Genomic DNA, 23,941 nt, shown 5'->3' with positions numbered 1-23,941 from the left:
GGTCACCGCTCCGCGGCAGCGCGCCGGAGGCGGTCGTTGATGGCTTCGCCCAGACCCATCTCCGGAATCGGCGCGACCGCGATGGTGTGAGCGCCCGAGGCATCGAGCTGCCTCAGATACGAAAACAGATGAGCGGCGGCCTCCTTGAGGTCGCCGTTTTTGCTGAGGTTCAACTGAGCCTTTGCCTGTTCGCTGCCAGGCAGCATTTTAGGGCCGAACAGCATTGCGGCCTCGCCCGGCATGATATCGGCCGCATTCAAACGCACCTGGGCGCGCGGCGCATAGTGTGAGGCGAGCATGCCCGGCGCGAGCGGGCTCTTTTCTCCACCTTCCGAACCGCTCTCGAGTTTCTGCCCGATCAGCGCCTCAATGGCCTCGCGCGGCACGCCGCCGGGGCGCAGCAGGCGAGGGGTGCCGCCGAGGCACGCGACGATGGTGGATTCGACACCTACATCCGACGCGCCGCCATCGACCACTGCATCGATACGCCCGTCGAGATCGCCGAGCACATGATCCGCGTCGGTGGGGCTCACCCGGCCGGAGCGGTTGGCGGAAGGCGCGGCAACAGGACGGCCGGTTGCTTTCAGCAGCGCATGGGCGAGGGGATGGGCCGGCACCCGCAGGCCCACGCTGTCGAGACCCGCGCGGGCGAGATCTGAGATCGTGCAGGTGGGGGCGACCGGCACCACGAGGGTGAGGGGGCCGGGCCAGAAGGTCTCGGCGAGTTTTTGGGCGGTCTCGTCGAAGATGCCCTGCACCTTCGCGGCTTCAAAGCTTTCCAGATGCGAGATCAGCGGGTTGAAGCTCGGGCGTTCCTTGGCGGCATAGATGCCCGCGACTGCTTCCGCATTGGTCGCATCCGCCCCCAGGCCGTAGACGGTTTCGGTCGGGAAGGCCACGAGGCCACCGCGCTGCAGGATTGTTGCAGCTTCAGCCAGACCGGCCTCGTCTGCCACCAGACGCGCCGTTCGTCCCATTGACCCGCGATCGTTCACGTCTAAACTATCCCATATGCGAGATGATACCTTGGGCGGGTTTAACCGCGCGGGGGAACGCGTCAATATCCAAAAGCCAAAGCTGTGAGAGGAAATGCCATGAGCTATCGCGCTCCCGTGTCGGACATCGTCTTCACCATGCGCCACGTGGCGGGGTTCGACCGTGCCGTCGATGATGGGCTCTATGGCGATCTCTCCGCCGATCTCGCTCAAGCCATTCTCGATGAGGCCGGGCGCTTCGCGAACGATGTGATCGCGCCCTTGAACCGCGAGGGTGACAAGGTCGGGGCGAGCGTGAAGGACGGCGTAGTCACCACCGCACCCGGCTGGAAAGATGCCTATAAGGGCTGGACGGAAGCGGGATGGAACGCGCTTCCCGGCCCTGTCGAATATGGCGGCCAGGGTCTGCCCACACTGCTGAACTCGGCCTGCGTGGAAATGTGGAATTCCGCCTCCATGGCTTTCGGCATCGGCCCGGTGCTCACGCACGGCGCCATCGAGGCGCTGGAGTCGCATGCTTCCGATGAGCTGAAGAGCCGCTATCTCGAAAAGCTTGTCTCCGGCGAGTGGACGGCGACGATGAATCTCACCGAGCCGCAGGCGGGTTCCGACCTCGCCGCTTTGCGCTCGCGCGCCGAGCCGGTGGGCGACGGCACCTACAGGATCACCGGGCAGAAGATCTTCATCACCTACGGCGAGCACGATCTCACCGACAACATCATCCATCTCGTGTTGGCGCGTTTGCCCGATGCGCCTCAGGGCACGCGCGGAATCTCGCTCTTCCTCGTGCCGAAATTTCTGCCGGACGGCACGCGCAACGACGTGCGCTGCCACAGCCTGGAGCACAAGCTCGGTATCCATGCCTCGCCCACCTGCACCATGATCTTTGGCGACAAGGGTGGCGCCATCGGCTGGCTTATCGGCGAAGAAAACCGTGGCCTCAACTGCATGTTCACGATGATGAACAATGCGCGCCTCGCGGTAGGCCTGCAGGGCGTGGCGATTGCGGAGCGCGCCTATCAGCAGGCATTGGCTTATGCGAATGAACGCAAGCAAGGTCGCGCGATTGGCTCTGCGGAAGGTATGAGCCCCATCGTCGTGCATCCCGACATTCAGCGCAATCTTCTCACCATGAAGGCGATGACGGCCGCTGCCCGCGCCATCTGCTACATGACGGCGGAAGCCATCGACCGCGCGCATCTGGAGCAGGATCCGACACGCGCCAAGAAAGCGCATGAGCGCGCATCGCTTCTCACGCCCGTGGCGAAAGCCTTCTCCACCGATATCGGCATGGAGGTGGCATCGCTGGGCGTGCAGATCCATGGCGGCATGGGCTTTATCGAGGAGACAGGCGCGGCGCAGCATTATCGCGATGCGCGCATTGCGCCGATTTATGAAGGCACAAACGGCATTCAGGCCATCGATCTCGTCACGCGCAAGCTGCCGCTCTCCGGTGGCGAGACGGTGCATGCGCAGATCGCCTCCATGCGCGCCGTCGTCACGCGTCTTCTGAAGGAAGGCACACCTGCCTTCGGCGCCACCGCCTCGCGCCTGCGCGACGCCATCGAGAGCCTGGACCGTGCCACGAGCTACATGCTCAAGGCCATCTCCTCCAATGCACAGGGTGACGCGCTGGCAGGTGCTACGCCTTATCTGCGTCTCTTCGGTCTCGCGCAGGGCGGTGCTGCTCTCGCAGAGGCTGCGCTTGCGGCGAATGCGTTGATGGCGGGTGGCGACAAGGATCCTGCTCATGCAGGCCGCATCGCGCTCTGCCGCTTCTTTGCGGAGAACATCGCGGTTGGCGCGAAAGGATTGGAAGACACGGTGCTTGGCGGCGCGGGCTTCCTGCAGGACGCAACTCTGGCACTGGCGAGCTGATATCATGAGCCTTCAAGGAAAGACACTTTTCATCACCGGCGCCTCGCGGGGCATCGGTCTCGCCATCGGCCTGCGTGCGGCGCAGGACGGCGCGAATGTGGTGATCGCGGCCAAGACCGCAGAACCCCATCCGAAGCTTCCCGGCACCATCTACACAGCGGCGGATGAGATCGAGAAGGCGGGCGGCAAGGCCCTGCCGCTCGTTGTCGACGTGCGTGACGAAGATGCGGTGAAGGGGGCGATCCAGAACACGGTCGATACCTTCGGTGGCCTCGACATTGTGGTCAACAATGCCAGCGCCATCAGCCTCACGCCGACGGCGATGACGGACATGAAGCGCTTCGATCTGATGCATCAGATCAACACGCGCGGCACATACATGGTCTCGAAATACGCGATCCCGCATCTGGAAAAGGCCGAGAACCCGCACATCCTGATGATGTCGCCGCCACTCGACATGAAGGAAAAATGGTTCGCGCCGCATCTTGCCTACACTATGGCGAAATACGGCATGAGCCTGTGTGTGCTGGGCCTTGCCGGCGAGCTGCGTTCGAAGGGCATTGCCGTCAATGCGCTCTGGCCGCGCACGACCATTGCGACGAGCGCCGTGAAGAACCTGCTCGGTGGCGACGAGATCGTGCAGGCGAGCCGCACGCCGGAAATCCTCTCTGACGCGGCCTATGCCATTTTCCAGAAGCCCTCCAAGAGCTTCTCCGGCCATTTCCTCATCGACGACGTTTTCCTGAGCGAGGAAGGCGTGACCGATTTCGAGAAATACCGGGTCGACCCCACCAAGCCGTTGATGCCGGACTTCTTCGTGCCCGACGATATTCCCCCGGTGAAACAATCGTCATAAAGGTGAGGTTACAACTCACCCGACAAGGCGGAGACGGGTATGATCGTGATCCACAGGCCGGCACAGGCAATGACTCCCGCAGGGGAATCCCTTGATCGCTATGTGCTGCCACCGGAAGAACCGATTCCGGAGGATGCTCTCTGGGTCGATCTGATCGAGCCGACCCGCGAGGAGGATCGCCTCGTCGAACGCCATCTCAATATTGAGATTCCGACGCGGGAGGAGATGGCCGACATCGAGCCGTCCGAGATTCTCTATCACGAGAACAATGCCCGCTACATGACGGCGCGCGTGCTGTGCAGCTCCGATACCGAGAATCCGAAGCTCATCGACGTGTCCTTCATTCTGACGGAGCGGGCGCTGGTGACCGTGCGCTACGGCGAGCCGCGCTCGTTCAGCATGTTCATGACCCGCGCCGGAAAGCCGGGTGGCTGCCGCCATCAGCCGGAGGCGATTCTCGATGGCTTGATCGAAACGATCATCGACCGCGCCGCCGAAATCCTCGGCACCGTGGGGCACCGCATCGATCGCCTGTCACAATCGATCTTCGAAAATGAGAAGAAGGGCACGCGCCGCACGGCCTCCTTCCGCGCGGCGCTGAAATCCATCGGTCGAAAGGGCGACATCATCTCGAACGTGCGGGAGAGCATGGTGTCGGTCGAGCGCCTGCTGCTGTTTCTCTCCGCCAGCATGCCGCGCCCGCAGAAATCGCGCGGTTATCAGGCGGAATGGCGCACGGCCCTGCGCGACGTGCAATCCATCGAGGAGCACGCGACCTTCCTTTCCAACAAGATCCAGTTCCTGCTCGATGCCACGCTCGGCCTCGTCACCATCGAGCAGAATGACGTCATCAAGATCTTCTCGGTGATGTCCGTGATTTTCCTGCCGCCGACCCTCGTGTCGTCGCTCTACGGCATGAACTTCAAGCTCATGCCGGAACTGGATTGGGAATTCGGCTACCCCTGGGCCATCACGCTCATGGTGCTGGCGGCCGTGCTGCCTTATCTGTTTTTCCGCTGGAAGCGCTGGCTCTAGGAGGCGTCCATGTGCGGGCGCTTTGCCATTTCCCTTGCTCCCGAAATCTTCCGGGAGTTCTACGGTTATCCTGAGCAGCCGAACTTTCCGCCGCGCTACAACGTGGCTCCCACCCAGCCCGTGCCCATCGTGCTGGAGGATCGCGGCGAGCGCCATTTCATGCTGGTGCGCTGGGGCTTCCTGCCGTCCTGGGTGAAAGACCCGAAGGATTTCCCGCTCGTCATCAATGCGCGCGGCGAGACGCTGGAGACGAAGCCAACCTTCAAGGCTGCAGTGAAACGCAGGCGCTGCATCTTCCTCGCCGACGGCTTCTACGAATGGCGCCGGGAAGGGCGCGAGAAGACGCCGTTCCTCATCCGCCCGCGCAACCGCAAGCCGCTGCCGATGGCAGGTTTGTGGGAAACCTATTCCAGTCCCGACGGAAGTGAGATCGACACTGCCGCCATCGTGACGACGGATGCCAACGGCACCATGTCCGCCGTGCATGACCGCATGCCGGTGATCCTGTCGGAAGAGAGCATCGCAGCCTGGCTCGATGTGCGCGACGAGCGGGCGAATGTCATGAACCTCGTGAGGCCATGCCCGGATGAGTGGCTGGAGGTTCTGCCGGTTTCAAGCCGTGTCAACAAGGTCGAGAACGACGATGCGGGTTTGATGGAGCCGCTCGCGCATTCTGAACCCGCGCCGGTGAAGCAGAACAAGCCAAAGGCGAAGAAGCCACTCTCCAGCGACGAGGACGAGCAGGGGAGCTTGTTCTAGAGCCGCCGCTTCTTCACTACGTCGCGTCGCAAGATGCCGACGACTTCGAGATGCGGCGAGTGCTTGAATTGATCGACTGGGATCACACGCTCCAGGCGATAACCGCTTTGCATGAGAATGGCGGCATCGCGCGCGAAGGTGGCTGCGTCGCAGGAGACGCTGACCACAAGCGGCACTTTCGACACGGCAAGCTGCTTGGCCTGAGCCTCCGCGCCTGCGCGCGGCGGGTCGAGAACCACAGCATCGAACGCATTGAGTTCGGGCGTGAGCAGCGGACGGCGGAAGAGATCGCGAGCCTCCGTCGTAATGCGGCGAAGGTTTGGCGTGGCGCGGAATGCCTTGTCGAGGGCCATGGTCGAACCCTTATCGTATTCGACCGCATGAACGTCCGACTTTTCGGCAAGTCGCAGGGCGAAGGGGCCTGAGCCCGAGAAGAGATCGGCCACGCGCTTCGAGCGCTCGCAGGCCTCAGTCACGAAGCGCGCAAGCGTTTCCTCGCCCAAGCGCGTTGCCTGCAGGAATGAACCGGGCGGCGGCACGACAGAGGCGCGCCCCATAATGATTGCTGGCGGGCGGCGCTCCACGATCACGTCGCCGTGGATTGAAAGGCGCGAGAGGTCGAGCTTTTCCGCAAGGCCGATGAGACTGAGACGATCCGCATCCTTCAGCGGCCCATGCCCGCGCACATCCACGTCGAAACCGGTCTGGGTATTCGTAATTTGGATATCGAGCGGCTTGCGCGCGCTTTTCAGATGCTCGCCTATGGCGCGGGCGATGCCGGGCGCTTGATCCTTCAGCGGAGCTTCCGCGATGGGGCAGAACCCGATCTCGACGATCTGGTGGCTGCGCGCGGCCATAAAGCCCACATGCATGGCCCGGTCGGGAAAGCGCACATGCAGCGTCACGCGGCGGCGGCCTTCGCCATGAGCATCAATGATCGTCTCGAGCGGCGCTTCGATGCGGGCCTGGCGAAGCGTGTGGGCGAGCGTCTCCTGCTTCCAGTTCTGATAGAAGCCATGCTTCATGTGCTGCGTCGCGCAGCCGCCGCATTCGTCGAAATAGGGGCAGAACGGGATCTCGCGCTCGGGCGAGGCCTCATCGACACTGATGAGATCGGCACGCGATCCTTCGCGCTCGATGGTGACTTTTTCACCCGGCAGCACCTTCGGCACGAAGACAGGTCCTGATGTGGCCTCCGCGATGCCGTCTGCTTTCGCGCCGAGGCGCTTGATCGTTACCTGCTCAGCCACGGTGGGCTCCCAACAAAAATTCGCGATTGCCGTCCCCGCCTTCGATAGGCGAGGGCACGATGCCATCGACAGTAAATCCAAGAGATGTGACGAAGGCTCTGATATTGTCGCACACGGCGCGATGCACCTCCGGGTCACGGACGATGCCCTTCTTCACGTTGTCGCGCCCAGCCTCGAATTGCGGCTTCACGAGAACCGCGAGCTTCGCCTGCGGGTTAAGAAGCGCGACGGCGGCGGGAAGAACGAGCTTTAACGAGATGAAGCTCACATCCGACACGAGAAGATCGGCGGGTTCGGGCACGAGCGCGGTATTGAGCACGCGCGCATCAATGCCTTCGAGATTTATCACGCGCGGATCATTCGCCACTTTCGGATGAAGCTGCGAATGGCCCACATCCACCGCATAGACATGGCTTGCATCGCGCATCAGCAGCACTTCGGTAAAGCCGCCGGTGGAAGCGCCAATGTCGAGGCAGATGCAGCCCTTCGGGTCGATGGCGAAGATATCAAGGGCGGCTGCGAGCTTCACGCCGCCACGCGAGACGTAAGGATGCGGCTGTTCGGCGGTGATGACGGCATCGTCCGGAACGGTCTCGGAGGCCTTACGCAGAGCGGCGCCGTTCACGGTCACGAGGCCGGCGGCAATGGCTTCCTGCGCCCGGGCACGGCTCGTAAAGAAGCCGCGCTCGACGAGAACGACGTCAGCACGTTTACGGGTCATACGAAGTCAGGCCCGCGCCTTGCGGGTCTCTTCCTGACCGAGGGCCTCGAACACCTTCTTCACGATGCCCGGAGCATCGAGGCCGGCATCGGCATACATGCGCTCGGGCTTGTCGTGATCCTGATAGGTATCAGGCAGCACTAGGGAACGCACTTTCAGTGTGCCGCGATCGAGCGCGCCCTTGTCGGAGAGAAGCTGCAGCACGAAGGAGCCGAAGCCGCCCATGGAGCCTTCTTCCACGGTGACGAGAACCTCGTGCTCGCGGGCGAGCTTGAGGATCATCTCCTCGTCGAGGGGCTTTGCGAAGCGGGCATCGGCCACAGTGGTGGAAAGCCCGCGCGCTTCGAGTTCTTCCGCCGCCTTCAATGCTTCGCCGAGGCGCGTGCCAAGGGACAGAATGGCGATGCGGCTGCCTTGCTTGACGATGCGGCCCTTGCCGATGGCAAGCGGAATACCTTTCTCGGGCATGTCGACGCCGACGCCTTCGCCGCGCGGATAGCGGAAGGCGATGGGGCCATCGTCATAGGCAGCGGCGGTGGCGACCATGTGCACCAGTTCCGCTTCGTCGGCGGCCGCCATCACAACCATGTTCGGCAGGCAGCCGAGATAGGCGATGTCGAAGGAGCCTGCATGAGTGGGCCCGTCCGCACCGACGAGGCCCGCGCGGTCGATGGCGAAGCGCACCGGCAGGTTCTGGATCGACACGTCGTGGATCACCTGATCGTAGGCGCGCTGCAGGAAGGTGGAATAGATCGCGCAGAACGGTTTGTAGCCTTCCGTCGCCATGCCGGCGGCGAATGTCACTGCATGCTGCTCGGCAATGCCCACGTCGAAGGTGCGTGCAGGGAATGCTTTTTCGAAAAGATCGACGCCCGTGCCGGAGGGCATCGCCGCCGTGATGGCGACGATCTTGTCGTCGGCTTGCGCTTCCTTGATGAGGCTTTCGCCGAACACCTTGGTGTAGGACGGCGCATTTGCTTTCGGCTTGGCCTGCGCGCCCGTCACAACGTCGAAGGTGACGACGCCGTGATACTTGTCGGCGGCAGCCTCCGCAGGCGCGTAGCCCTTGCCCTTCTGCGTGACGACGTGAACGAGGATCGGTCCCGTCTCGGAATCGCGCACGTTCTTCAGGATCGGCAGAAGATGATCGAGGTTGTGACCGTCGATGGGGCCGACATAGTAGAAGCCGAGCTCCTCGAACATGGTGCCGCCGGTCCAGAAACCGCGGGCGAATTCCTCGGCGCGCTGCGCCTTCTCGTAGAAGAATTTGGGAAGCTTTTTCGCGAGCTGCTTGGCGGTCTCGCGGATGCCGCGATAGGTGCCACCGGAAACAAGCCGCGCGAGATAGGACGACATGGCGCCCGTGGGCGGGGCGATCGACATGTCGTTGTCGTTGAGGATGACGATGAGGCGCGAATGCATGGCGCCCGCGTTGTTCATGGCCTCATAGGCCATGCCCGCCGACATGGCGCCGTCGCCGATCACGGCGATGACGTTGTTCTGCTTGCCTTCGAGATCCCGCGCCACGGCCATGCCGAGGCCCGCCGAGATCGAGGTCGAGGTGTGCGCGGCGCCGAAGGGGTCGTATTCGCTCTCTAAGCGCTTGGTGAAGCCCGATAGGCCACCCGCTTGGCGAAGCGTCCGGATGCGGTCGCGGCGGCCAGTGAGGATCTTGTGGGGATAGGCCTGATGACCCACGTCCCAGATCAGCCGGTCCCGGGGGGTGTCGAACACGTAATGGAGCGCCACCGTTAGCTCGACCACGCCGAGGCCCGCGCCCAGGTGTCCGCCCGTGACGGAGACGGCGCTGATGGTCTCCGTGCGCAGCTCGTCCGCCACCTGCTTGAGCTGGCTCTCGGAAAGCTGCCGGAGATCGTCCGGGGTCTGGATGGTGTCGAGAATAGGGGTGGACAAGGTTGTTCTCACCTAAGGTTCGCCGAAGGCCGGCCACATCTGGACATAGGGAGTGCGGAGGGGCTGGTCAAACCGGAACCAGCCCTTTTGAGCCCGAAGCTCCGCCTTATTCCGCAACGTCCAGCGGGGCCGTGCCGGAGGCCGCCCCGTCCGGGCCGATGGTGATCTTCTCGATCCGGGCCTCGGCCTTCTTCAGGAGATGCTCGCAATGCTTCTTCAAGGCCTCGCCGCGCTCGTAGATGGCGATCGAATCCTCGAGGGGCACATCGCCGCGCTCAAGCCGCCGCACGATCTCCTCCAGCTCGGCCAGGGCCTTCTCGAAGGGGAGGGTCTTGATGGAAGTGGTGTCGGTCATGCAGCTATCCGCTCAAAAATCGTTATTTCTCCGCCCTTTTTAAGGAAGGACGGCATTGCCCGGGCGCCGGACGAGGAACCTCTGATAAACGAGGCCGATGCCGATGAGAACAAGCCCGAGGCCAATAAATGACAGGGCCCGCATCACGCCTTCCAGATTGGACAGGTCGATGATGAACACCTTCAGAACGGCCAGCACAAGATAGACCGCCGAGGCGATGCGCGCAAAGCGGTTGTCCCGGAGAATGCCAAAGCCGAGCAGGACCATGCCGATGACAAGAAGCGCCACGGAATAGCTCCATTGTTCGCCCTGGGTGAAGCCGAGGCGAAGGCTCAGGACCGGCCCGTGGAAAATCCGCCGGATCTCCAGGGCTACATAGGCCCATTGCAGGAGGAGGCTTAAGACCGCCGAGGAGAGGGCATAGTAGTAAGGGCGAGAGTTCCTCTCCACATAAGCCAGCACACCCGCCAGGATCGAAGGCAGGAGATAGGCCAAGAGCAGGCTGTTGAGGATCACGCCGCCTAAAGCCTGCTGTTTGGAAATCAACGGATTTCCACCGAGGAAAAGCCCGAAGAAGCAGTAGAAGAACGAGATGACCCGGAAAGCCAGTGCTCCCCAGCGATAGATCGGGTCGGCCCTGCGGATATCGAGCCTCGTGAGCAGGATCGCGAAGGCGAGGCTTTCTGTCGCAATGAGGCCGTTCTCCACAAGGGTGAATTTGTCGGCCAGCGGATCGCCCCCATGCACCGCATGGCGAATCTCGAAGAACACCAGAAGAGCCGCGAAGACGATGGAGAGGCCCTCGGTGAGCTGAACGATTCGGTCGCGTCCCGAGCGCTCCATCAGGCGGCTGGCCAGCCAGAACGAAACGGCGGGAACGCCATAGCCCCAGAGCAGCCAATTGAAGATCACGGGCCCCGGATCGCCGCCGACGATCGTGGGCTCCCAAATCAGGCGGCCCAGCACGATCACTCCGATGGCTCCCACCGCGTAGCGCAGGGCCGGAATGGCGATGCGTTCCGCCACCCAGGCGGTGCCCAACGCTGCCAGCGCGAAGGCCACCGTTAGCATGCCCTTCTCGAGGGCGAAGGTAAGGCCCAAAGCCACCGCGCCGAGCGCCGCCGATGCGGTGGCGCCGAGCGCGAGGCGGATGGCGGCATTCGTCTCAAGGTCCCGACGCATCAGCCATTGCGAGGCGAGCACGAAAGCAAGCGCGATGATTCCTGCCACAACTGCGAAGGACAGGCTGCGCTCGAACTCCGTCACGCGCCAATAGGCGGCGATCAGGATGAGAAGAGGCCCGGCGCTTGCGGCGGCTGCGTACCAAGCCGCAACGGGCAGGCGCAAACCTTGCGAGCGTGCCAGCCGCAACAGCGATGCAGCGGCGATAACGGGGGTGAGAATGCCCGCCAGAGCGAGATAGGTGTTGAGTGCGTAAGGGCGCGCGGTGAAAGCATCGCCGCTCTGGAAAAGGAAGTTTTCCGGATCGCCCCTCAACTCGTTGGCGAGAGGCCAGACAAGCAGGGCGCCGAAGGCGAGCATCGCTGCACTGGCGGAAGCCATCGACACGCTGGCGGCGCGAAAACCTGTGGCCAGCAGCACCAGAGCGAGAGCAGCCACGAAAACGGCGCGTGCGTCTCCCGCGCCGATGGTGCTCGCGATGACGATGCCTGCAAAGGCGAAGGCGAAGAAGACCGCGCTTGCGCCCCAATCGATCTGCGCCTCTTCATCGGGGATGGAGCCATAGGGATCGAGGCCGAGGAAGAAGGCCGCAAAGCCTGCCTGGAGCACCAGATGCACCATGGCCGGCATCACCTCGTGCGAGCTGATGGAGAAGATCGGCACCGTCCACAGCAATACGCCCACCGCGCCTGAAAGCGCGAGCCAGCGCCACAGGCGAAGCCGCGCGACGCCGTAGGCGGGGAGAACCACGAAAGCGAGATAGATCACGAGCGCCCAGGGCTGCGGCCTGTCGGATGAAACAAGGAGCGGGCTGCCCATGGCGCCGAGAAGACCGAGTGCGGCAAGCATCGGTCCATGCAGCGTCGAGGCGACCATCGCAAGAACGGCGATGAGCCCAAGCAGCACGAAGGCCGTGCCGGGGCCGATCAGGCCGTAGAGCGCGTAGGCGGCATAAGCCGAAGCGAAGGCCGTGCAGGTGCCCGCAGCCGTGAGGATGCTGGGAACATGGGCGCTGGGAATGCCGGGCAGGTCGATGCTGCGTTCGCGGCGACGCATCCACTCGCCCACGCCGATGAGAGCAAGCGCGAAGAGAATGCCGAGGGCAATGCGGGTTTGCGGCGTAAGCAGGTTCTGTTCGATGGAATAGCGGACGAGGAAGATGCCGCCGAGCGCCAGCGACACGCCGCCGACCCACACAGTCCAACGGGTGCCGAGCTTTTCTTCGAGGCCCTGACGGGGAGGAATGGGCTGGGGCGCCACTGCCGGAACCGGCGGGACGGATGTCGGCTTGGGCGCTTCGGGTACTTCCGTGGGCGGAGCTGCTTCGAGAGGTTTCTCGAGCTCTGCTTCCGGAGCGGGCGCAGGAGCAGTCTGTTGGGCAGCGCCGGGCTCCTGCGCGGGGCGAGTCTGCGTCTCAAGGCGATCGAGTCGAAGCTGGATGCGCTGAAGTTCGCGCCTGGTTCGCGCCGCGAAGACGATGCCGACGATCGCGATGATAGGACTGCCAATCCCGATCAAGATCGCCAGGAGGATGGCAAAAGCAAACAACACGTCTTCCACGAAGGAGCCCTCAGAAGTTGATCGGGGCCGCCTTCATCAGGTGGAATCGCACGAACCCCTGTTAAGCTGTAACATGAAGGGCGTGCCCTCCATAGCCTCCGCGCCCCGACCGATGGCGCGGATGGCCGCGACCATGCGGCCTTGCCTGTTCAGGAGATCGTCGGCAAGCGCCACGAAGCGTGCATTGGGCGTAGCGGATGGCGCAGCGCTTCTGAGCGCACGGGCAAGCTCCGCCTCGTCGCGCTCGGGCGCGAGAGTACAGGCCGCGATATAGGCCGCTGCCGTCGAACGGCTGATACCGGCCCAGCAATGAAAGAGCAGGGGGGCCTTTCTGTCCCAGGCCCGTATGAAGGCGAGCAATTGCTGCATGTGTTCAGGTGCAGCCAGCACATAGCCTTCCCTCGGCTCCACGATGTCGTTCACACTGATGGAGAGATGATTGTGAGGCACAATCGAAGCGGGACGCTCCACCTCCGCGCCCATGCTCATGAGGCTCACCAGATGGCTTGGACCGATAGCGGCGAGTGTTTCATCGAGACAGGAGAGAGGACAGACATGGAGTGTCGGCATCGCGCCATCCCGTCTTACGAGATGACGGCGAGAGCGCGCTCGCGGAAACGATCTTCGGCCTCTGATACAGGCAGCGGCTTCAGCCATGCCTGCACGCCGCGCGGCAGAGGCTCCGGTCGCCCGAAGAACTTAATTGCCTCCTCGCGACTGAAACCTGCAAGGTGCGTGGCTTCGAGGAACGCGGCCTGACGGTCAGCCTGCTTGATGAAACGCTTCAACGCGGCGCTGGGCGCGGCGGGCAATCCGAAATGAAGATGGATCGCGCCGAGCAAACCCGCTTCGATAGCCTTATAGGCATCGCCGATCACTGCTTTAAACGGCGATATGATATCGCCGATCACGTATTCAGGCGCATCGTGCAGCAGCACGGCAAGACGCGTGGCACGTGGCATTCCGGGGTCGAGATGATCGGCGATAGATTCCACGAGCAGGGAATGCTGCGCCACCGAGAAGATGTGATCGCCGATCGTCTGCCCGTTCCAGCGCGCGACGCGCGCGAGACCATGCGCGATGTCGTCGAGCTCCACATCGAGGGGCGATGGATCGAGCAGGTTGAGGCGGCGGCCCGAAAGCATCCGCTGCCAGACGCGCGGTTCCTTCGCCATTAGAGTTTCTCGGCGAGCGCTGCGCATTCCGCATGGCGGTAGCAGCCGACGAGATGATCGTTCGCCATGCCCACCGCCTGCATGAAGGCATAGACGATGGTGGGGCCGACGAAGTTGAAGCCTTCCGCGCGCAGAGCTTTCGAGATGCGCTTCGACACATCCGTTTCCGCCTGCACCTGCGAACGGCTTTTCAGATTGTTCTGGATCGGGCGGCCATCGATGAAATTCCAGAGGAAGTGCGAGAAGCCGCCGCGCTCCTGAATGGCAAGCCATGCGCGCGCGCCTGCAATCGTCGCCTCGATCTTGGCGCGGTTGCGCACGATGCCGGTGTCGAGCATCAGCGCCTCGACCTTCTTCTGGTCGAAGCGCACGATCTTCTCCGGCTCGAAACCTGCGAAGGCTGTCCTGAAATTCTCGCGCTTGCGCAGGATGGTGATCCAGGACAATCCCGCCTGGAAGCCATCGAGAATGAGCTTCTCGAACAGGGCGCGGTCGTCGAATTCGGGCACGCCCCATTCGGTGTCGTGATAGGCGACATAGAAAGGGTCCGTGCCGGGCCACCAGCAGCGGTGCTTGTTGTCAGGGTGAAGGATCAGTCCGTCGGTCATGGGCCAAGGTGTAGCGGGCTTGAGCGAAAACGGAAAGATCCGATCCGTCGGATCACGGGAGGCGGTGGCTTTTCTAGCTTCCGGTGCGCAGGTTGCGCAGCTTGTCGGCCAGCTCCGTCCAGCGATAGGGCTTGCTGATGAAGGAGATGTCCTGGTCGAACCCCTCCGGCGGCAAGGCCGACATGGGATAGCCGGAGGCGAGCAGGACCTTGATGTTGGGGCGCATCTCGCGGGCCCTACGGGAGAGTTCGAACCCGTTCATTCCATTGGGCATGACGACGTCGCTGAACAGCACATCGACAGGTGAGCCGCCTGCGAGCACCTCGATGGCATGAGGTGCATCGGGTGCCGTCAGCGCGTCATAGCCCAGGCTGTCGAAGATCTCTTTCGCGACCTCCAGAACAGCGGGTTCGTCCTCGACGATCAGCACCGTGCCCGCGCTATTCCGGGCGGGACGGAGGGTCTGGGATTCGGGCTCCTCGACCGCAGGCTCGGTGCCGCTATGGGCAGGCAAAAGCATGGTGATCGTCGTGCCCTGACCAAGCGTGCTGTTCACCTTGATGTGTCCGCCGGACTGGGTGATGAACCCATAGACTTGGCTCAAGCCGAGACCCGTGCCTTTGCCGATTTCCTTCGTCGTGAAGAAGGGCTCGAAGACCCGCGAGGCCACCTCCGGTGTCATGCCCGTGCCCGTATCCTGGACGGTGACGACGACGTAGGGCCCTGGGACGAGGCCCCAGATCTCGGCGCGATCTTCGCCCAGCTCGGTTTCGCTTACGGCAATCTTTAGATCGCCTCCGTTCGGCATGGCGTCACGCGCATTGACCACGAGATTGAGGAGCGCAGCCTCGAATTGTGCACCATCCACATTGATCGCGCTTACGCGCGAGGGCAGGGCGAGACCAAACTTCACAGTCTCGCCGCAGGCGCGCTGCAGGACTGTCTCGAAGCCTGAGATCAGCGTGCTCGGATTGTGCAGCGCAGGCTGCAGCGGCTGACGGCGCGAAAAGGCGAGCAGCTGTTGTGTCAGCTGTGCACCGCGCTCGGCGGCACGATGCGCGCTCTCGATCAGGCGGCGCTCGCGGACGCCATGCACGGTGCGCGTCAGGAAATCCAGGTTGTTGACGATGATCATCAAGAGGTTGTTGAAGTCATGCGCGAGGCCGCCCGTGAGCTGGCCCACGGTTTCCATCTTCTGCGCCTGGAACAACGCAGCCTGTGTCTGCGCCAAAGCCTCCTGGGCATCGCGGCGCTCGGTGATGTCACGCGTGATCTTGGCATAGCCGATATGGGTCTTTGTGTCGTCGTAGATCGGATCGATGACGATGCAGGCCCAGAAGCGCGTGCCGTCCTTGCGCACGCGCCAGCCTTCCGCTTCGAACCGGCCCTCGCGCCGTGCGGTCTCGAGGGCGTGCCGAGGCAACCCGGTGGCGCGGTCTTCGTCCGTGTAGAAGCGCGAGAAGTGCTGTCCCCTGATTTCGCCTTCGGTGTAGCCCTTGATACGCTGCGCGCCGGCATTCCAGCTCGACACATGGCCTTGCGTGTCGAGCATATAGATGGCGTAGTCGGTGACACCTTGCACCAGCAGCCGAAAGTGTCGCTCGCTTTCGCGTAAGGCTTCTTCCGCCTTTCGCCGTTCAGTCAGATCGCGCGTGATCTTCGCAAAACCGAGGACGTTGCCCTCGCGGTCGAGGATCGGATCGATGATGACATGCGCCCAGAAGCGCGTGCCGTCCTTGCGCACGCGCCAGCCCTCGGCCTCGAACTTGCCTTCACTCGCGGCGGTGGCGAGCGCGCGCTGGGGCAGGCCCGTGGCGCGGTCCTCATCGGTATAGAAACGGGAGAAATGCTCTCCGAGAATTTCGCTTTCGGTATAGCCCTTGAAGCGCTGTGCTCCGGAATTCCAGCTGGCGATGATGCCGTTCGGATCGAGCATGTAGATGGCGTAGTCCGTGACGGCATCGACGAGGAGCTGAAAACGTTCCTTGTCCTGCGCCGCCGCGTACGCTTCAACAGCAATCATCGAGAAACCCTTGGAGACTTACTCCTCGCGCATGTCTTACGGCACGTAGGAGGCCCGTTCGCGGCTAACGCAGACGTAATCGTTCCAGTTCCTTTGCAATAAAGGTTCAACTCGGCGCAGTCGTAGATTGAATATCACTTTCCCCTGGGTAATAAAAGTTCACCCATGCAGGCTTTTCCAATTTGACGGGGATACCTCCAGCCAAGATGGGCTGGCCTGCGGCGAGCGCATCGGCGGCGCGGTCGAGGCGGATCATGATGAGGCCATAGCCGTCTGCGCCGCTGCCGGTCTTGCCGAGGGTCTTCTCGCCCGCCGTGACATCGACGCCGACATCCGCGGCAAAGCCGCCTTCATAGAGCGCCAGCACAAGGCGCGTGCGCGCGGTGCCGCGATGCTGCATGCGCGAGACAACCTCTTGGCCCACATAGCAGCCCTTGTCGAAATCGACCCCATGCAGTTGGTCCATGAGCGCTTCGTGGGGAAAGGCATCGCCGAGCAGAAAGTCGCGCCCGGCTTCCGGGATGCCGAGGCGGATGCGGTGGGCGTGGTAAGCTTCCGCCGGGGACGTTGCGAATTCCGCCGCATCCTGCGCCGCGACGATGGCACGCCAGCCGAGCGCGGGGAGGCGAGGGTCCTGCGTCACGAGACCGACCTCGTCGTCGGGCTTGGGAGCCTCCCAACCTGCCACCACGGCCATGGCTTCGGACATGTCCTCGACCACGACCTTGGCCCGCAGCTTGTAGAAGGCGAGCCGCTTGGCGAGGTCGGATGCGAAGACCCTGAAAGTATCGAGATAATAGCCGCCGCCAATCTCGTCAGGGGCCTGGAAGACGATGAAATCGAACAGGACCTTGCCCTGGGGCGAGAGCAGGGCCCCAAGGCGCGCATTGTGTGCTGACACACGGTCCAGGTCGCAGGTGACGAGCCCATCGAGAAAACTCTTGGCGTCCTCGCCCGAAACCCTTACCACGCCCCTGTCGGCTAAATGGACTGACGGCATGTCCCGCTCCAGCTGTTCCAAACCCAGAGCGTGACATATGCCCCCTTCGCTCGAGCCTCAAGGGATTAAGATCGCCATGCCCCAAACCTTCGACCTGATCCTCAAAGGCGGCATCGTCGTGAACCATGACGGTCGTGTCGAGCGCGATGTCGGCATTCGGAGCGGCGCCATTGCCGCCATCGGCGATCTCTCGCAGGCTTCTGCCGGACGGGAGATCGATTGCCATGGCCTGCACATTCTTCCCGGCGTCATCGATACCCAGGTGCATTTCCGCGAGCCCGGCCTCGATCACAAGGAGGATCTGGAATCCGGTTCCCGCGCGGCGGTGATGGGCGGTGTCACGGCGGTCTTCGAGATGCCGAACACCGACCCGCAGACCACCACGCCGGAGACGCTTGCCGACAAGGTGCGACGTGGCCACCACCGCATGCATTGCGACTTCGCCTTCTGGGTCGGCGGCACGCATGAGAACGCGAAGCATGTCGCGGAGCTGGAACGTCTGCCGGGGGCTGCGGGCATCAAGGTGTTCATGGGTTCATCCACCGGCTCACTGCTCGTCGAGGACGATGAGGGCATCGCCAACATCCTGCGCAACACGCGCCGCCGCGCAGCCTTCCATTCGGAAGACGAAGCCATGCTGCGCGCACGCAAGGACCTGCGCGTCGAGAACGATCCGCGCTCGCATCCTGTGTGGCGCTCGGCGGAAGTGGCGCTCGCCTGCACGCAGCGCCTCGTGCGTATCTCGCGGGAAACCGGCGCGCGTATCCACGTGCTCCACGTCACCACGGCGGAGGAGATGGAGTTCCTGAAAGGCTGCAAGGATCTCGTATCCGTCGAAGTCACGCCGCATCATCTGACGCTGGCGGGCCCCGAGGATTACGAGCGTCTCGGCACCTATATCCAGATGAACCCGCCCGTGCGCGACGAGCATCACCGCGCCGCGATCTGGCAGGGCTTGGATGAAGGCATCGCCGACATTCTCGGCTCCGACCACGCGCCGCATACGCGCGAGGAAAAGAACAAGACCTATCCCAACACGCCCTCCGGCATGACCGGCGTGCAGACGCTTGTCCCGATCATGCTCGATCATGTGAATGCAAGCAGGCTCACCCTGGAGCGCTTCGTCGACATGACGAGCGCAGGCCCCAAGCGCCTCTTCGGCATCGCGCGTAAAGGGCGCATCGCCGTGGGCTACGATGCGGATTTCACCATCGTCGATCTCAAGCGTACCGAGACGATCACCAACGACTGGATCGCGTCGAAATCACAATGGACGCCCTATGACGGCAAGAAGGTCACCGGCTGGCCCATCGGCACCATCGTTCGCGGCAATGTGGTGATGTGGGACGGCGGGCTAGAGACGCCGTCGCAAGGCGAGGTGGTAAGGTTTGAGGAGACGGCGCGCTAAAATTCAAGAGGGGGAAGGAGGTCGATGCCTGCGCGTTCGTAGGCATCGATAGGGCGGACTTTATGGATCAGCTTTTTATTTTCTGATTTCAGGATCCAGGCGATCTTCGCCTTCTTCAATTCATACGCGATTGCTTCGCGGTGTGGATCGTGCAGTTGCGTGATTGCATTCACGATATCGCTGACCTGCACAACATGCTCCCAGTGAAAGATCTCTCGTTTGGGATCCATCATTTTGCTGGTCTGATCGCTCCATCGAAAGCGGCGGATGTCGCCAATGTCTAATTCTTCTGCTTTCTTCATGGCATTCACGGACGCATGAGGCATGACGAAGTTCTCAAGCCCGCGAACCATCCATTTCAGGCTGTAGCGATAATATTTGCTGAGAGAGTCGTCGCGTTGCAGGCCGCGCATTTGCTCGACCATAGGCAACATCGCGTCTGCAACTGCGATTGCAGCCATGTCGATGGAAAGAAAGCTACTCATAAGAATAAGACCTTGAGCCTACAGTCAGTTGCTCAGGTCTGCATCTCCTGAGCGTCTCTTCAATGCTTGAGCGTGGCCATCATCGAAAATGCGCCGCTGCGGATCTTGTCTGCGAATGTCGCGGCATATTCCGCCACCGCCTCCTCGCCGTAAGTGGCGACAAGTTCGGTGAAGGCTGCGAAGAGTGCTGCCTGCGCCATGCAATCGGCATCGAGCCCGTCGAGCTCGGCCTCGGCGAAAGCCTCGGTCACATAGCTCAGAGCAGCCTGCTTGATGGCGCTGAGTTCGGGCAGCTCGGTGAGGGGGACGTCGTTGTCGTTCATAGATCCAGGCCCCTTTCTAGGGGTCGGCGCGCGGGTTCGGTTGATTCGACTCTAAGACATCGCGCCGTCCCACCACCAGCATCACCTTGCAAAGAGGTTAACGCGAGAGGGTGGCAATCGAAAAATGTGGATAAAACCCTTTGCCGGGCATGGACTTGCCGCTGTCCTCATCCTGAGGAGCAGCCTTGAGGCTGCGTCTCGAAGGAGGATCCAGCGCTCTCTAGAACCTCCTTCGAGACGGATTGCTCATGCAATCCTCCTCAGGATGAGGTCTGGAGATCAAAAGAAAGAAGAAAACCTTCAGCCGCCGTAGCGCCCGGTGATGCTGCGGGCGAGCTGTTCGCCCTCGCGGACGAAGCGGGTGGACGCTTCCTGCGCCGACGGGGTGCAGACCCGGTAGGTGAGAGCATAGGCCTGGTAGCCCTTGTTATAGGCTCCGGCCAGGCGCTCCTTGCGGCCGGGTGTCGATCCCTCCGTGTCGAGCAGGATCTGCATGCGGCGGGCCCATTCCTTGGAATCGGGAGCGGTGCAGAGCGGACGCAGCATGGCGAGTGCCCCCATGATTTCGGCAAGCCGCAGCAATTCCTTCTCATAGGGAGCCGGCGGCGGCTCGACCACGGGCGCGGGCTCCGCCTGCTGCTGGGGTTGGCTGGGGGCCTGCTGGGGCGCGGATTGCTGCGGACGCCGCTGCTGCGGTTGAGGCTGCGGGCGATACTGGGGCTGCGGCCGGTATTGAGGCTGCTGCGGATAGGGCTGTTGCGGCGCATTCGGATTGCGCGGCGGGCCGAACAGGCGCTCGAAGAAGCCCTGCGCGCTCGCAGGCTGCACGGAAGCCGGGAGCAGGGCGAGAGCAGTGAACAGCACGAGGGCGCGCTTCATGGGCGCAATTCCTCGCGGGCAAGCCTGAAGGCCTGCTGGAGAATTCCGGTGAGCCCTGCTGTCAGGGGCAGATCGGCGATGTCCCGTTCCGTGACCCAACGGATGTCCTTTGCTTCCGGTCCTGTCTGGGGTTCGCCCGAGACCCAGCGGGCTGCATGGGCGGCGATGACGACATGATGCTTTATATGGCCTCTCTCGTCTCTTTCAATGAACTCGACGGGAGCGATCAGGCTGATGATCTCGGCCTCGACGCCCACCTCCTCGCGCAGTTCCCGCAAGGCCGTCTCCCCGAGTGTCTCACCGATCTCGACCATGCCGCCGGGCAGCGAGTAGAGGCCTTCGCTCGGCGGTTTGCCGCGCGCTGCGAGCAGGATGAGCCCGTCACGGATCACCGCCACCGAGGCGGCGAGAACGGGGCGAGAGGGATAGAAGCGGTCATCGGTCATGACGATGTGGGTTCCTCTCCCACCACATAGCGGGCGCGGGGACGGATGAGTTGGGCCTGGCTGCGCTGCTCAATGGCATGGGCCAGCCATCCGGCGCTGCGCCCGACCGCGAAGAGCGTAAAGGCCGCGCCGCGCGGGAGTCCATAGGCGCGTTCCAGCATTACGAGGGCGGTGTCGATACTGGGCTTGCCGCCCGTGGCGTTCTCCAGCGCCTGCAGGGTGGTGGCGTCGGAGGAGAGCAGCGGCACATTCTCGAGGATCGCGGCCGCGCGCGGGTCGCCGTCCGGATAGAGCTTGTGCTGGAAGCTGGGTGCTGCGCTCTTGCCGGGCTCCTCCAGAAAGGTCCGCACCCGCTCCGTGACGCCGCCGTGATAGGGCCCGCTGAGCGCTGCCAGACCCGCGATCACCGTATTGCGGAGCAGAGCCCCAGTGGAAGCCGTTACGCGTACGGCGAAGGCGGAGGAGCTCAGCTCATGATCCGCGCAGAGCACCAGCGAGCGCCGGATGGCGTCAGTCGCCTGGGGAGCATTCCAAGTCTCGGCCAGATGCCGGTGCAGGGGCGTCGTGCCTGGATCCGTTCCGCTTCCTGCAGTCGCCATGAGGCGCAGGATCGAGGCCACTTCGGCGGCCCTCAGCTCCTTCGGGCGAGGCTCGGAGAGCAGGCGGACCGCATTGGTGACAAAGCCATGGAGGTCGCCCGGAGCGCCGGGCAGGGGGTGAGGCAGCCGGGAGGGCAGGTGGAAGACATGGCGGTCCAGCCCGCCGATGAGCAGGAGTGCCGTTTCCTCGAGGGTGGCTTCCTCTGCCCAGGCAACGGCATCGTGCCCGCGATAATAGAGATGCCCGTCCTTGATTTGCGTGATGCTCGTTTCCAGCACCGGCAGGCCCCAATCGAGCGCCGTCGCGGCAGCGGCGGCCGGGCGGCGAAAGCGAGCTTTTTTCTCGATCAGGGCCTCAACATCGTCGAGGGCATAAAGGCGCTGGCGGGGATCGTGGGGCGAGGAGAAGGAGCGGATCAGGCCCCGGCTGACATAGGCATAGAGGCTTGCCCGGCTGATGCCGAGACGGCTGGAGGCTTCTTCTGCGGAAGTCAGATCAACGCTCATATGTTGATATGTTGATTCAAGATTGACCCTTCCGCAAGGGCGTCCAAAGCTCTTTTCATAAAAGGAGTTCTCCCATGAGCATCGGACTTGATGACGTCATTGCCGCCGAAACCACTTTGAGCCACGTGGATGGCGAGGCGGGCCGCCTCATCATCCGGGGCCACGACCTTGAAGAGCTGGCAGGCCGCGTCTCCTTTGAGGAGACGACCGCGATGCTGTGGGAGGGGCTCGTCTCGGTGGGCAGCGATCCGCGTGCGCTTTTCGGCGAGGCGCGGGAGAGGGCGTTCCGCTATCTCTCGCCGCTCGCCAAGAGGCTCGCCGGCCTTACGCCGGTGGAGGGCATGCGCCTCCTGCTCTCGGCGCTGCCGGATTCCGACAAGGACCCGGCCTCTCTCGCCATCGGCGGCTCTGGGGTCGCTGCCGCCATGGCGATCCGGGGCGCGAAGGGCTTGGCCCCGGTGGCACCCGATGCGTCTCTCGGCCATGCCGCCGACCTGCTGCGCATGATCAAGGGCGCGCCGGTCGATGAAAGCCGGGCGAAGGGGCTCGATACCTATCTCGTGACGGTGATCGACCACGGCCTCAACGCCTCCACCTTCACCGCCCGCGTGGTGGCCTCCACCGGAGCCGGTCTGCTATCCGCTGTCGTCGCGGGCCTCTGCGCATTGAAGGGGCCTCTCCATGGCGGCGCTCCCGGTCCGGTGCTCGATATGCTCGATGCCATCGGCACTGTGGCGAACGCGGATGCCTGGCTCGACGACGCCATGGCGCGCGGCGAGCGCCTCATGGGCTTCGGCCACCGCATCTACCGCGTGCGCGATCCGCGCGCCGATGTATTGAAGACCGCCGCTGCACGGCTGAAGGGCGGCGACAACCGCATTGCTTTCGCGGAGGCTGTGGAGCAGACGGCTCTGAACGTGCTCCAGCGCCGCAAGCCTGGCCGCCGCCTCGACACGAATGTGGAGTTCTACACGGCGATCCTGCTCGATTCCCTCGGCGTTCCGCGCGAGGGCTTCACCCCGCTCTTTGCGGCAGGACGCACGGCAGGCTGGGTGGCTCACGCCCGCGAGCAGGAAAATGCAGGCCGCATCATCCGCCCGCAATCGCGCTATGTGGGGCCGTGGCCCAAGCAGGCTGCTTGAAGAATTAAGGTGGTCATCCCGGACGGCGTAGCCGATCCGGGATCGCTTGACGAGAATGGCGTTCTATTCTGCTCACAGTCCCGGGTTCTGCTCCGCAGCCCCGGGATGACGCCAATCCTTAAACGTGCTGCCCGCCGTTGATGTGCAGCTCCGCGCCGGTCACGTAGGAGCTCGCATCGGTGCAGAGGAAGTAGATGGCCTTGGCCACTTCGTCCGGGGTGCCGAGACGGCGCATGGGGAGTTGCTCGACGATCTTCTCCGTGCCGGGCGAGAGGATCGAGGTGTCGATCTCGCCGGGGGAGATGGCGTTCACGCGAACGCCGAGCGGCCCGAAATCGGCGGCCATCTCGCGGGTGAGCGCGGCGAGCGCCGCCTTCGAGGTGGCATAGGCCGCGCCCGCGAAGGGATGCACGCGCGAGCCTGCAATGGAGGTGACGTTCACCACCGAGCCCTTGGCGCGGGTGAGTTCGTCCTGCAGGCCGCGAGCAAGCATGATCGAGGCGAAGAAGTTCACCTGAAACACTCGCAGCCAATCGTCATGCGACGTATGGATGGCATCCAACCGCGAGCCGCCGGGGCCCTTTGGCGAGATGCCCGCATTGTTGACGAGCGCATGCAGGCAGCCGCCCTCCGCGGCAAGCCGCTCCTTCACCTCGGCGATGGCGCGGACGGTGTCCTCTGCATTGGCGAGATCGACCTGCAGATGATCCTCCGGTCCCATCTCCCACGGGCAATTTTCCGGGAAGCCATGGCGCGAGCAGGTGATCACGCGCCAGCCGGCGGCGGAGAAGCGCTTCACCGTGGCATGCCCGATCCCGCGGCTAGCGCCGGTGAGCAGCAT

General features: G+C 63.3%; 23 protein-coding genes. 6 read left to right on the top strand and 17 right to left on the bottom strand.

The window, feature by feature from the left end; translation table 11 throughout:
* Positions 1-2: 2 nt before the first annotated feature.
* Positions 3-995 (bottom strand): L-threonylcarbamoyladenylate synthase, encoded by a 993-nt coding sequence (locus MJ639_RS11710; protein ID WP_423790790.1) that lies wholly within the window; start codon positions 993-995, stop codon positions 3-5.
* 99 nt (positions 996-1,094) lie between these two features.
* Here MJ639_RS11710 and MJ639_RS11705 point away from each other — a divergent pair, with 99 nt between their 5' ends.
* The 4 genes from MJ639_RS11705 to MJ639_RS11690 are packed head-to-tail and all read left to right on the top strand — an operon-like array spanning position 1,095 to position 5,523.
* On the top strand, positions 1,095-2,873 hold the full coding sequence (locus MJ639_RS11705) for an acyl-CoA dehydrogenase family protein (RefSeq protein WP_243372320.1): 1,779 nt from the start codon (positions 1,095-1,097) through the stop codon (positions 2,871-2,873).
* 4 nt (positions 2,874-2,877) lie between these two features.
* Positions 2,878-3,729 carry an SDR family oxidoreductase gene (locus MJ639_RS11700; RefSeq protein WP_243372319.1) on the top strand — a complete coding sequence of 284 codons (852 nt, stop codon included), beginning with the start codon at positions 2,878-2,880 and terminating at the stop codon, positions 3,727-3,729.
* Between the two features lie 39 nt (positions 3,730-3,768).
* On the top strand, positions 3,769-4,764 hold the full coding sequence (locus MJ639_RS11695; protein WP_243372317.1) for a magnesium transporter CorA family protein: 996 nt from the start codon (positions 3,769-3,771) through the stop codon (positions 4,762-4,764).
* A 9-nt stretch (positions 4,765-4,773) separates the two neighbouring features.
* Complete coding sequence (locus tag MJ639_RS11690; protein ID WP_243372306.1) at positions 4,774-5,523, top strand: SOS response-associated peptidase; 750 nt, start codon at positions 4,774-4,776, stop codon at positions 5,521-5,523.
* Here MJ639_RS11690 and MJ639_RS11685 read toward each other — a convergent pair.
* From MJ639_RS11685 to ygfZ, 10 genes are all read right to left on the bottom strand, one after another.
* Positions 5,520-6,773, bottom strand: coding sequence for a class I SAM-dependent RNA methyltransferase (locus MJ639_RS11685; protein WP_243372295.1), 1,254 nt, complete (start codon positions 6,771-6,773; stop codon positions 5,520-5,522). The genes MJ639_RS11690 and MJ639_RS11685 overlap by 4 nt on opposite strands.
* Entirely contained in the window at positions 6,766-7,494 is a 729-nt protein-coding gene (locus tag MJ639_RS11680; protein ID WP_243372292.1) for a TlyA family RNA methyltransferase, read from the bottom strand. The genes MJ639_RS11685 and MJ639_RS11680 overlap by 8 nt, the downstream gene beginning before the upstream one ends.
* Before the next feature lie 6 nt (positions 7,495-7,500).
* Entirely contained in the window at positions 7,501-9,408 is a 1,908-nt protein-coding gene (gene dxs, locus MJ639_RS11675; protein WP_243372290.1) for a 1-deoxy-D-xylulose-5-phosphate synthase, read from the bottom strand.
* Positions 9,409-9,514: 106 nt separating this feature from the next.
* Positions 9,515-9,763, bottom strand: coding sequence for an exodeoxyribonuclease VII small subunit (locus MJ639_RS11670; RefSeq protein ID WP_243372288.1), 249 nt, complete (start codon positions 9,761-9,763; stop codon positions 9,515-9,517).
* Positions 9,764-9,802: 39 nt separating this feature from the next.
* Entirely contained in the window at positions 9,803-12,505 is a 2,703-nt protein-coding gene (locus MJ639_RS11665) for a DUF2339 domain-containing protein (RefSeq protein WP_243372287.1), read from the bottom strand.
* 36 nt (positions 12,506-12,541) lie between these two features.
* The gene (locus MJ639_RS11660; RefSeq protein WP_243372285.1) at positions 12,542-13,075 is read right to left on the bottom strand and encodes a tyrosine phosphatase family protein; all 534 of its coding nucleotides are present in this window, start codon (positions 13,073-13,075) and stop codon (positions 12,542-12,544) included.
* A gap of 14 nt (positions 13,076-13,089) precedes the next feature.
* Positions 13,090-13,680 carry an HD domain-containing protein gene (locus MJ639_RS11655; protein ID WP_243372283.1) on the bottom strand — a complete coding sequence of 197 codons (591 nt, stop codon included), beginning with the start codon at positions 13,678-13,680 and terminating at the stop codon, positions 13,090-13,092.
* Positions 13,680-14,288: a DNA-3-methyladenine glycosylase I gene (locus tag MJ639_RS11650; RefSeq protein ID WP_243372281.1), complete on the bottom strand. Its 609-nt coding sequence runs from the start codon at positions 14,286-14,288 to the stop codon at positions 13,680-13,682. Before MJ639_RS11650 ends, MJ639_RS11655 begins: the two co-directional genes overlap by 1 nt.
* 73 nt (positions 14,289-14,361) lie before the next feature.
* Complete coding sequence (locus MJ639_RS11645) at positions 14,362-16,311, bottom strand: hybrid sensor histidine kinase/response regulator (RefSeq protein WP_243372279.1); 1,950 nt, start codon at positions 16,309-16,311, stop codon at positions 14,362-14,364.
* Positions 16,312-16,417: 106 nt separating this feature from the next.
* Positions 16,418-17,311, bottom strand: coding sequence for a CAF17-like 4Fe-4S cluster assembly/insertion protein YgfZ (ygfZ, locus tag MJ639_RS11640; RefSeq protein ID WP_243372269.1), 894 nt, complete (start codon positions 17,309-17,311; stop codon positions 16,418-16,420).
* A 76-nt stretch (positions 17,312-17,387) separates the two neighbouring features.
* On the opposite strand from ygfZ, the gene MJ639_RS11635 reads away from it, so the two are divergent.
* Positions 17,388-18,719, top strand: a complete 1,332-nt coding sequence (locus tag MJ639_RS11635) for a dihydroorotase (protein WP_243372267.1) — start codon at positions 17,388-17,390, stop codon at positions 18,717-18,719.
* On the opposite strand, the gene MJ639_RS11630 is transcribed toward MJ639_RS11635, so the two are convergent.
* From MJ639_RS11630 to MJ639_RS11610, 5 genes are all read right to left on the bottom strand, one after another.
* A complete protein-coding gene (locus MJ639_RS11630) occupies positions 18,716-19,204 on the bottom strand; it encodes a hypothetical protein (protein WP_243372265.1) in 489 nt (162 codons plus the stop codon). The two genes, MJ639_RS11635 and MJ639_RS11630, sit on opposite strands and share 4 nt — an antisense overlap.
* Before the next feature lie 59 nt (positions 19,205-19,263).
* Positions 19,264-19,527, bottom strand: a complete 264-nt coding sequence (locus tag MJ639_RS11625; protein WP_243372263.1) for a hypothetical protein — start codon at positions 19,525-19,527, stop codon at positions 19,264-19,266.
* Positions 19,528-19,827: 300 nt separating this feature from the next.
* Complete coding sequence (locus MJ639_RS11620; RefSeq protein ID WP_243372261.1) at positions 19,828-20,406, bottom strand: TIGR02301 family protein; 579 nt, start codon at positions 20,404-20,406, stop codon at positions 19,828-19,830.
* Positions 20,403-20,852: an NUDIX hydrolase gene (locus tag MJ639_RS11615; protein WP_243372250.1), complete on the bottom strand. Its 450-nt coding sequence runs from the start codon at positions 20,850-20,852 to the stop codon at positions 20,403-20,405. Before MJ639_RS11615 ends, MJ639_RS11620 begins: the two co-directional genes overlap by 4 nt.
* The gene (locus MJ639_RS11610) at positions 20,849-21,958 is read right to left on the bottom strand and encodes a citrate synthase family protein (RefSeq protein ID WP_243372248.1); all 1,110 of its coding nucleotides are present in this window, start codon (positions 21,956-21,958) and stop codon (positions 20,849-20,851) included. The genes MJ639_RS11615 and MJ639_RS11610 overlap by 4 nt, the downstream gene beginning before the upstream one ends.
* Before the next feature lie 74 nt (positions 21,959-22,032).
* Here MJ639_RS11610 and MJ639_RS11605 point away from each other — a divergent pair, with 74 nt between their 5' ends.
* Positions 22,033-23,100, top strand: a complete 1,068-nt coding sequence (locus MJ639_RS11605) for a citrate synthase/methylcitrate synthase (RefSeq protein ID WP_243372239.1) — start codon at positions 22,033-22,035, stop codon at positions 23,098-23,100.
* 118 nt (positions 23,101-23,218) lie between these two features.
* Here the strand turns inward: MJ639_RS11605 and MJ639_RS11600 are convergent, their stop codons facing one another.
* The gene (locus MJ639_RS11600) at positions 23,219-23,941 is read right to left on the bottom strand and encodes an SDR family NAD(P)-dependent oxidoreductase (RefSeq protein WP_423790793.1); all 723 of its coding nucleotides are present in this window, start codon (positions 23,939-23,941) and stop codon (positions 23,219-23,221) included.

It is taken from the genome of Microvirga solisilvae, from assembly GCF_022808595.1.
GTDB lineage: Bacteria > Pseudomonadota > Alphaproteobacteria > Rhizobiales > Beijerinckiaceae > Microvirga > Microvirga solisilvae.
The sequence above is the reverse complement of the archived record's forward strand: the minus strand, read 5'-3'. Positions and strand labels throughout refer to the sequence as shown.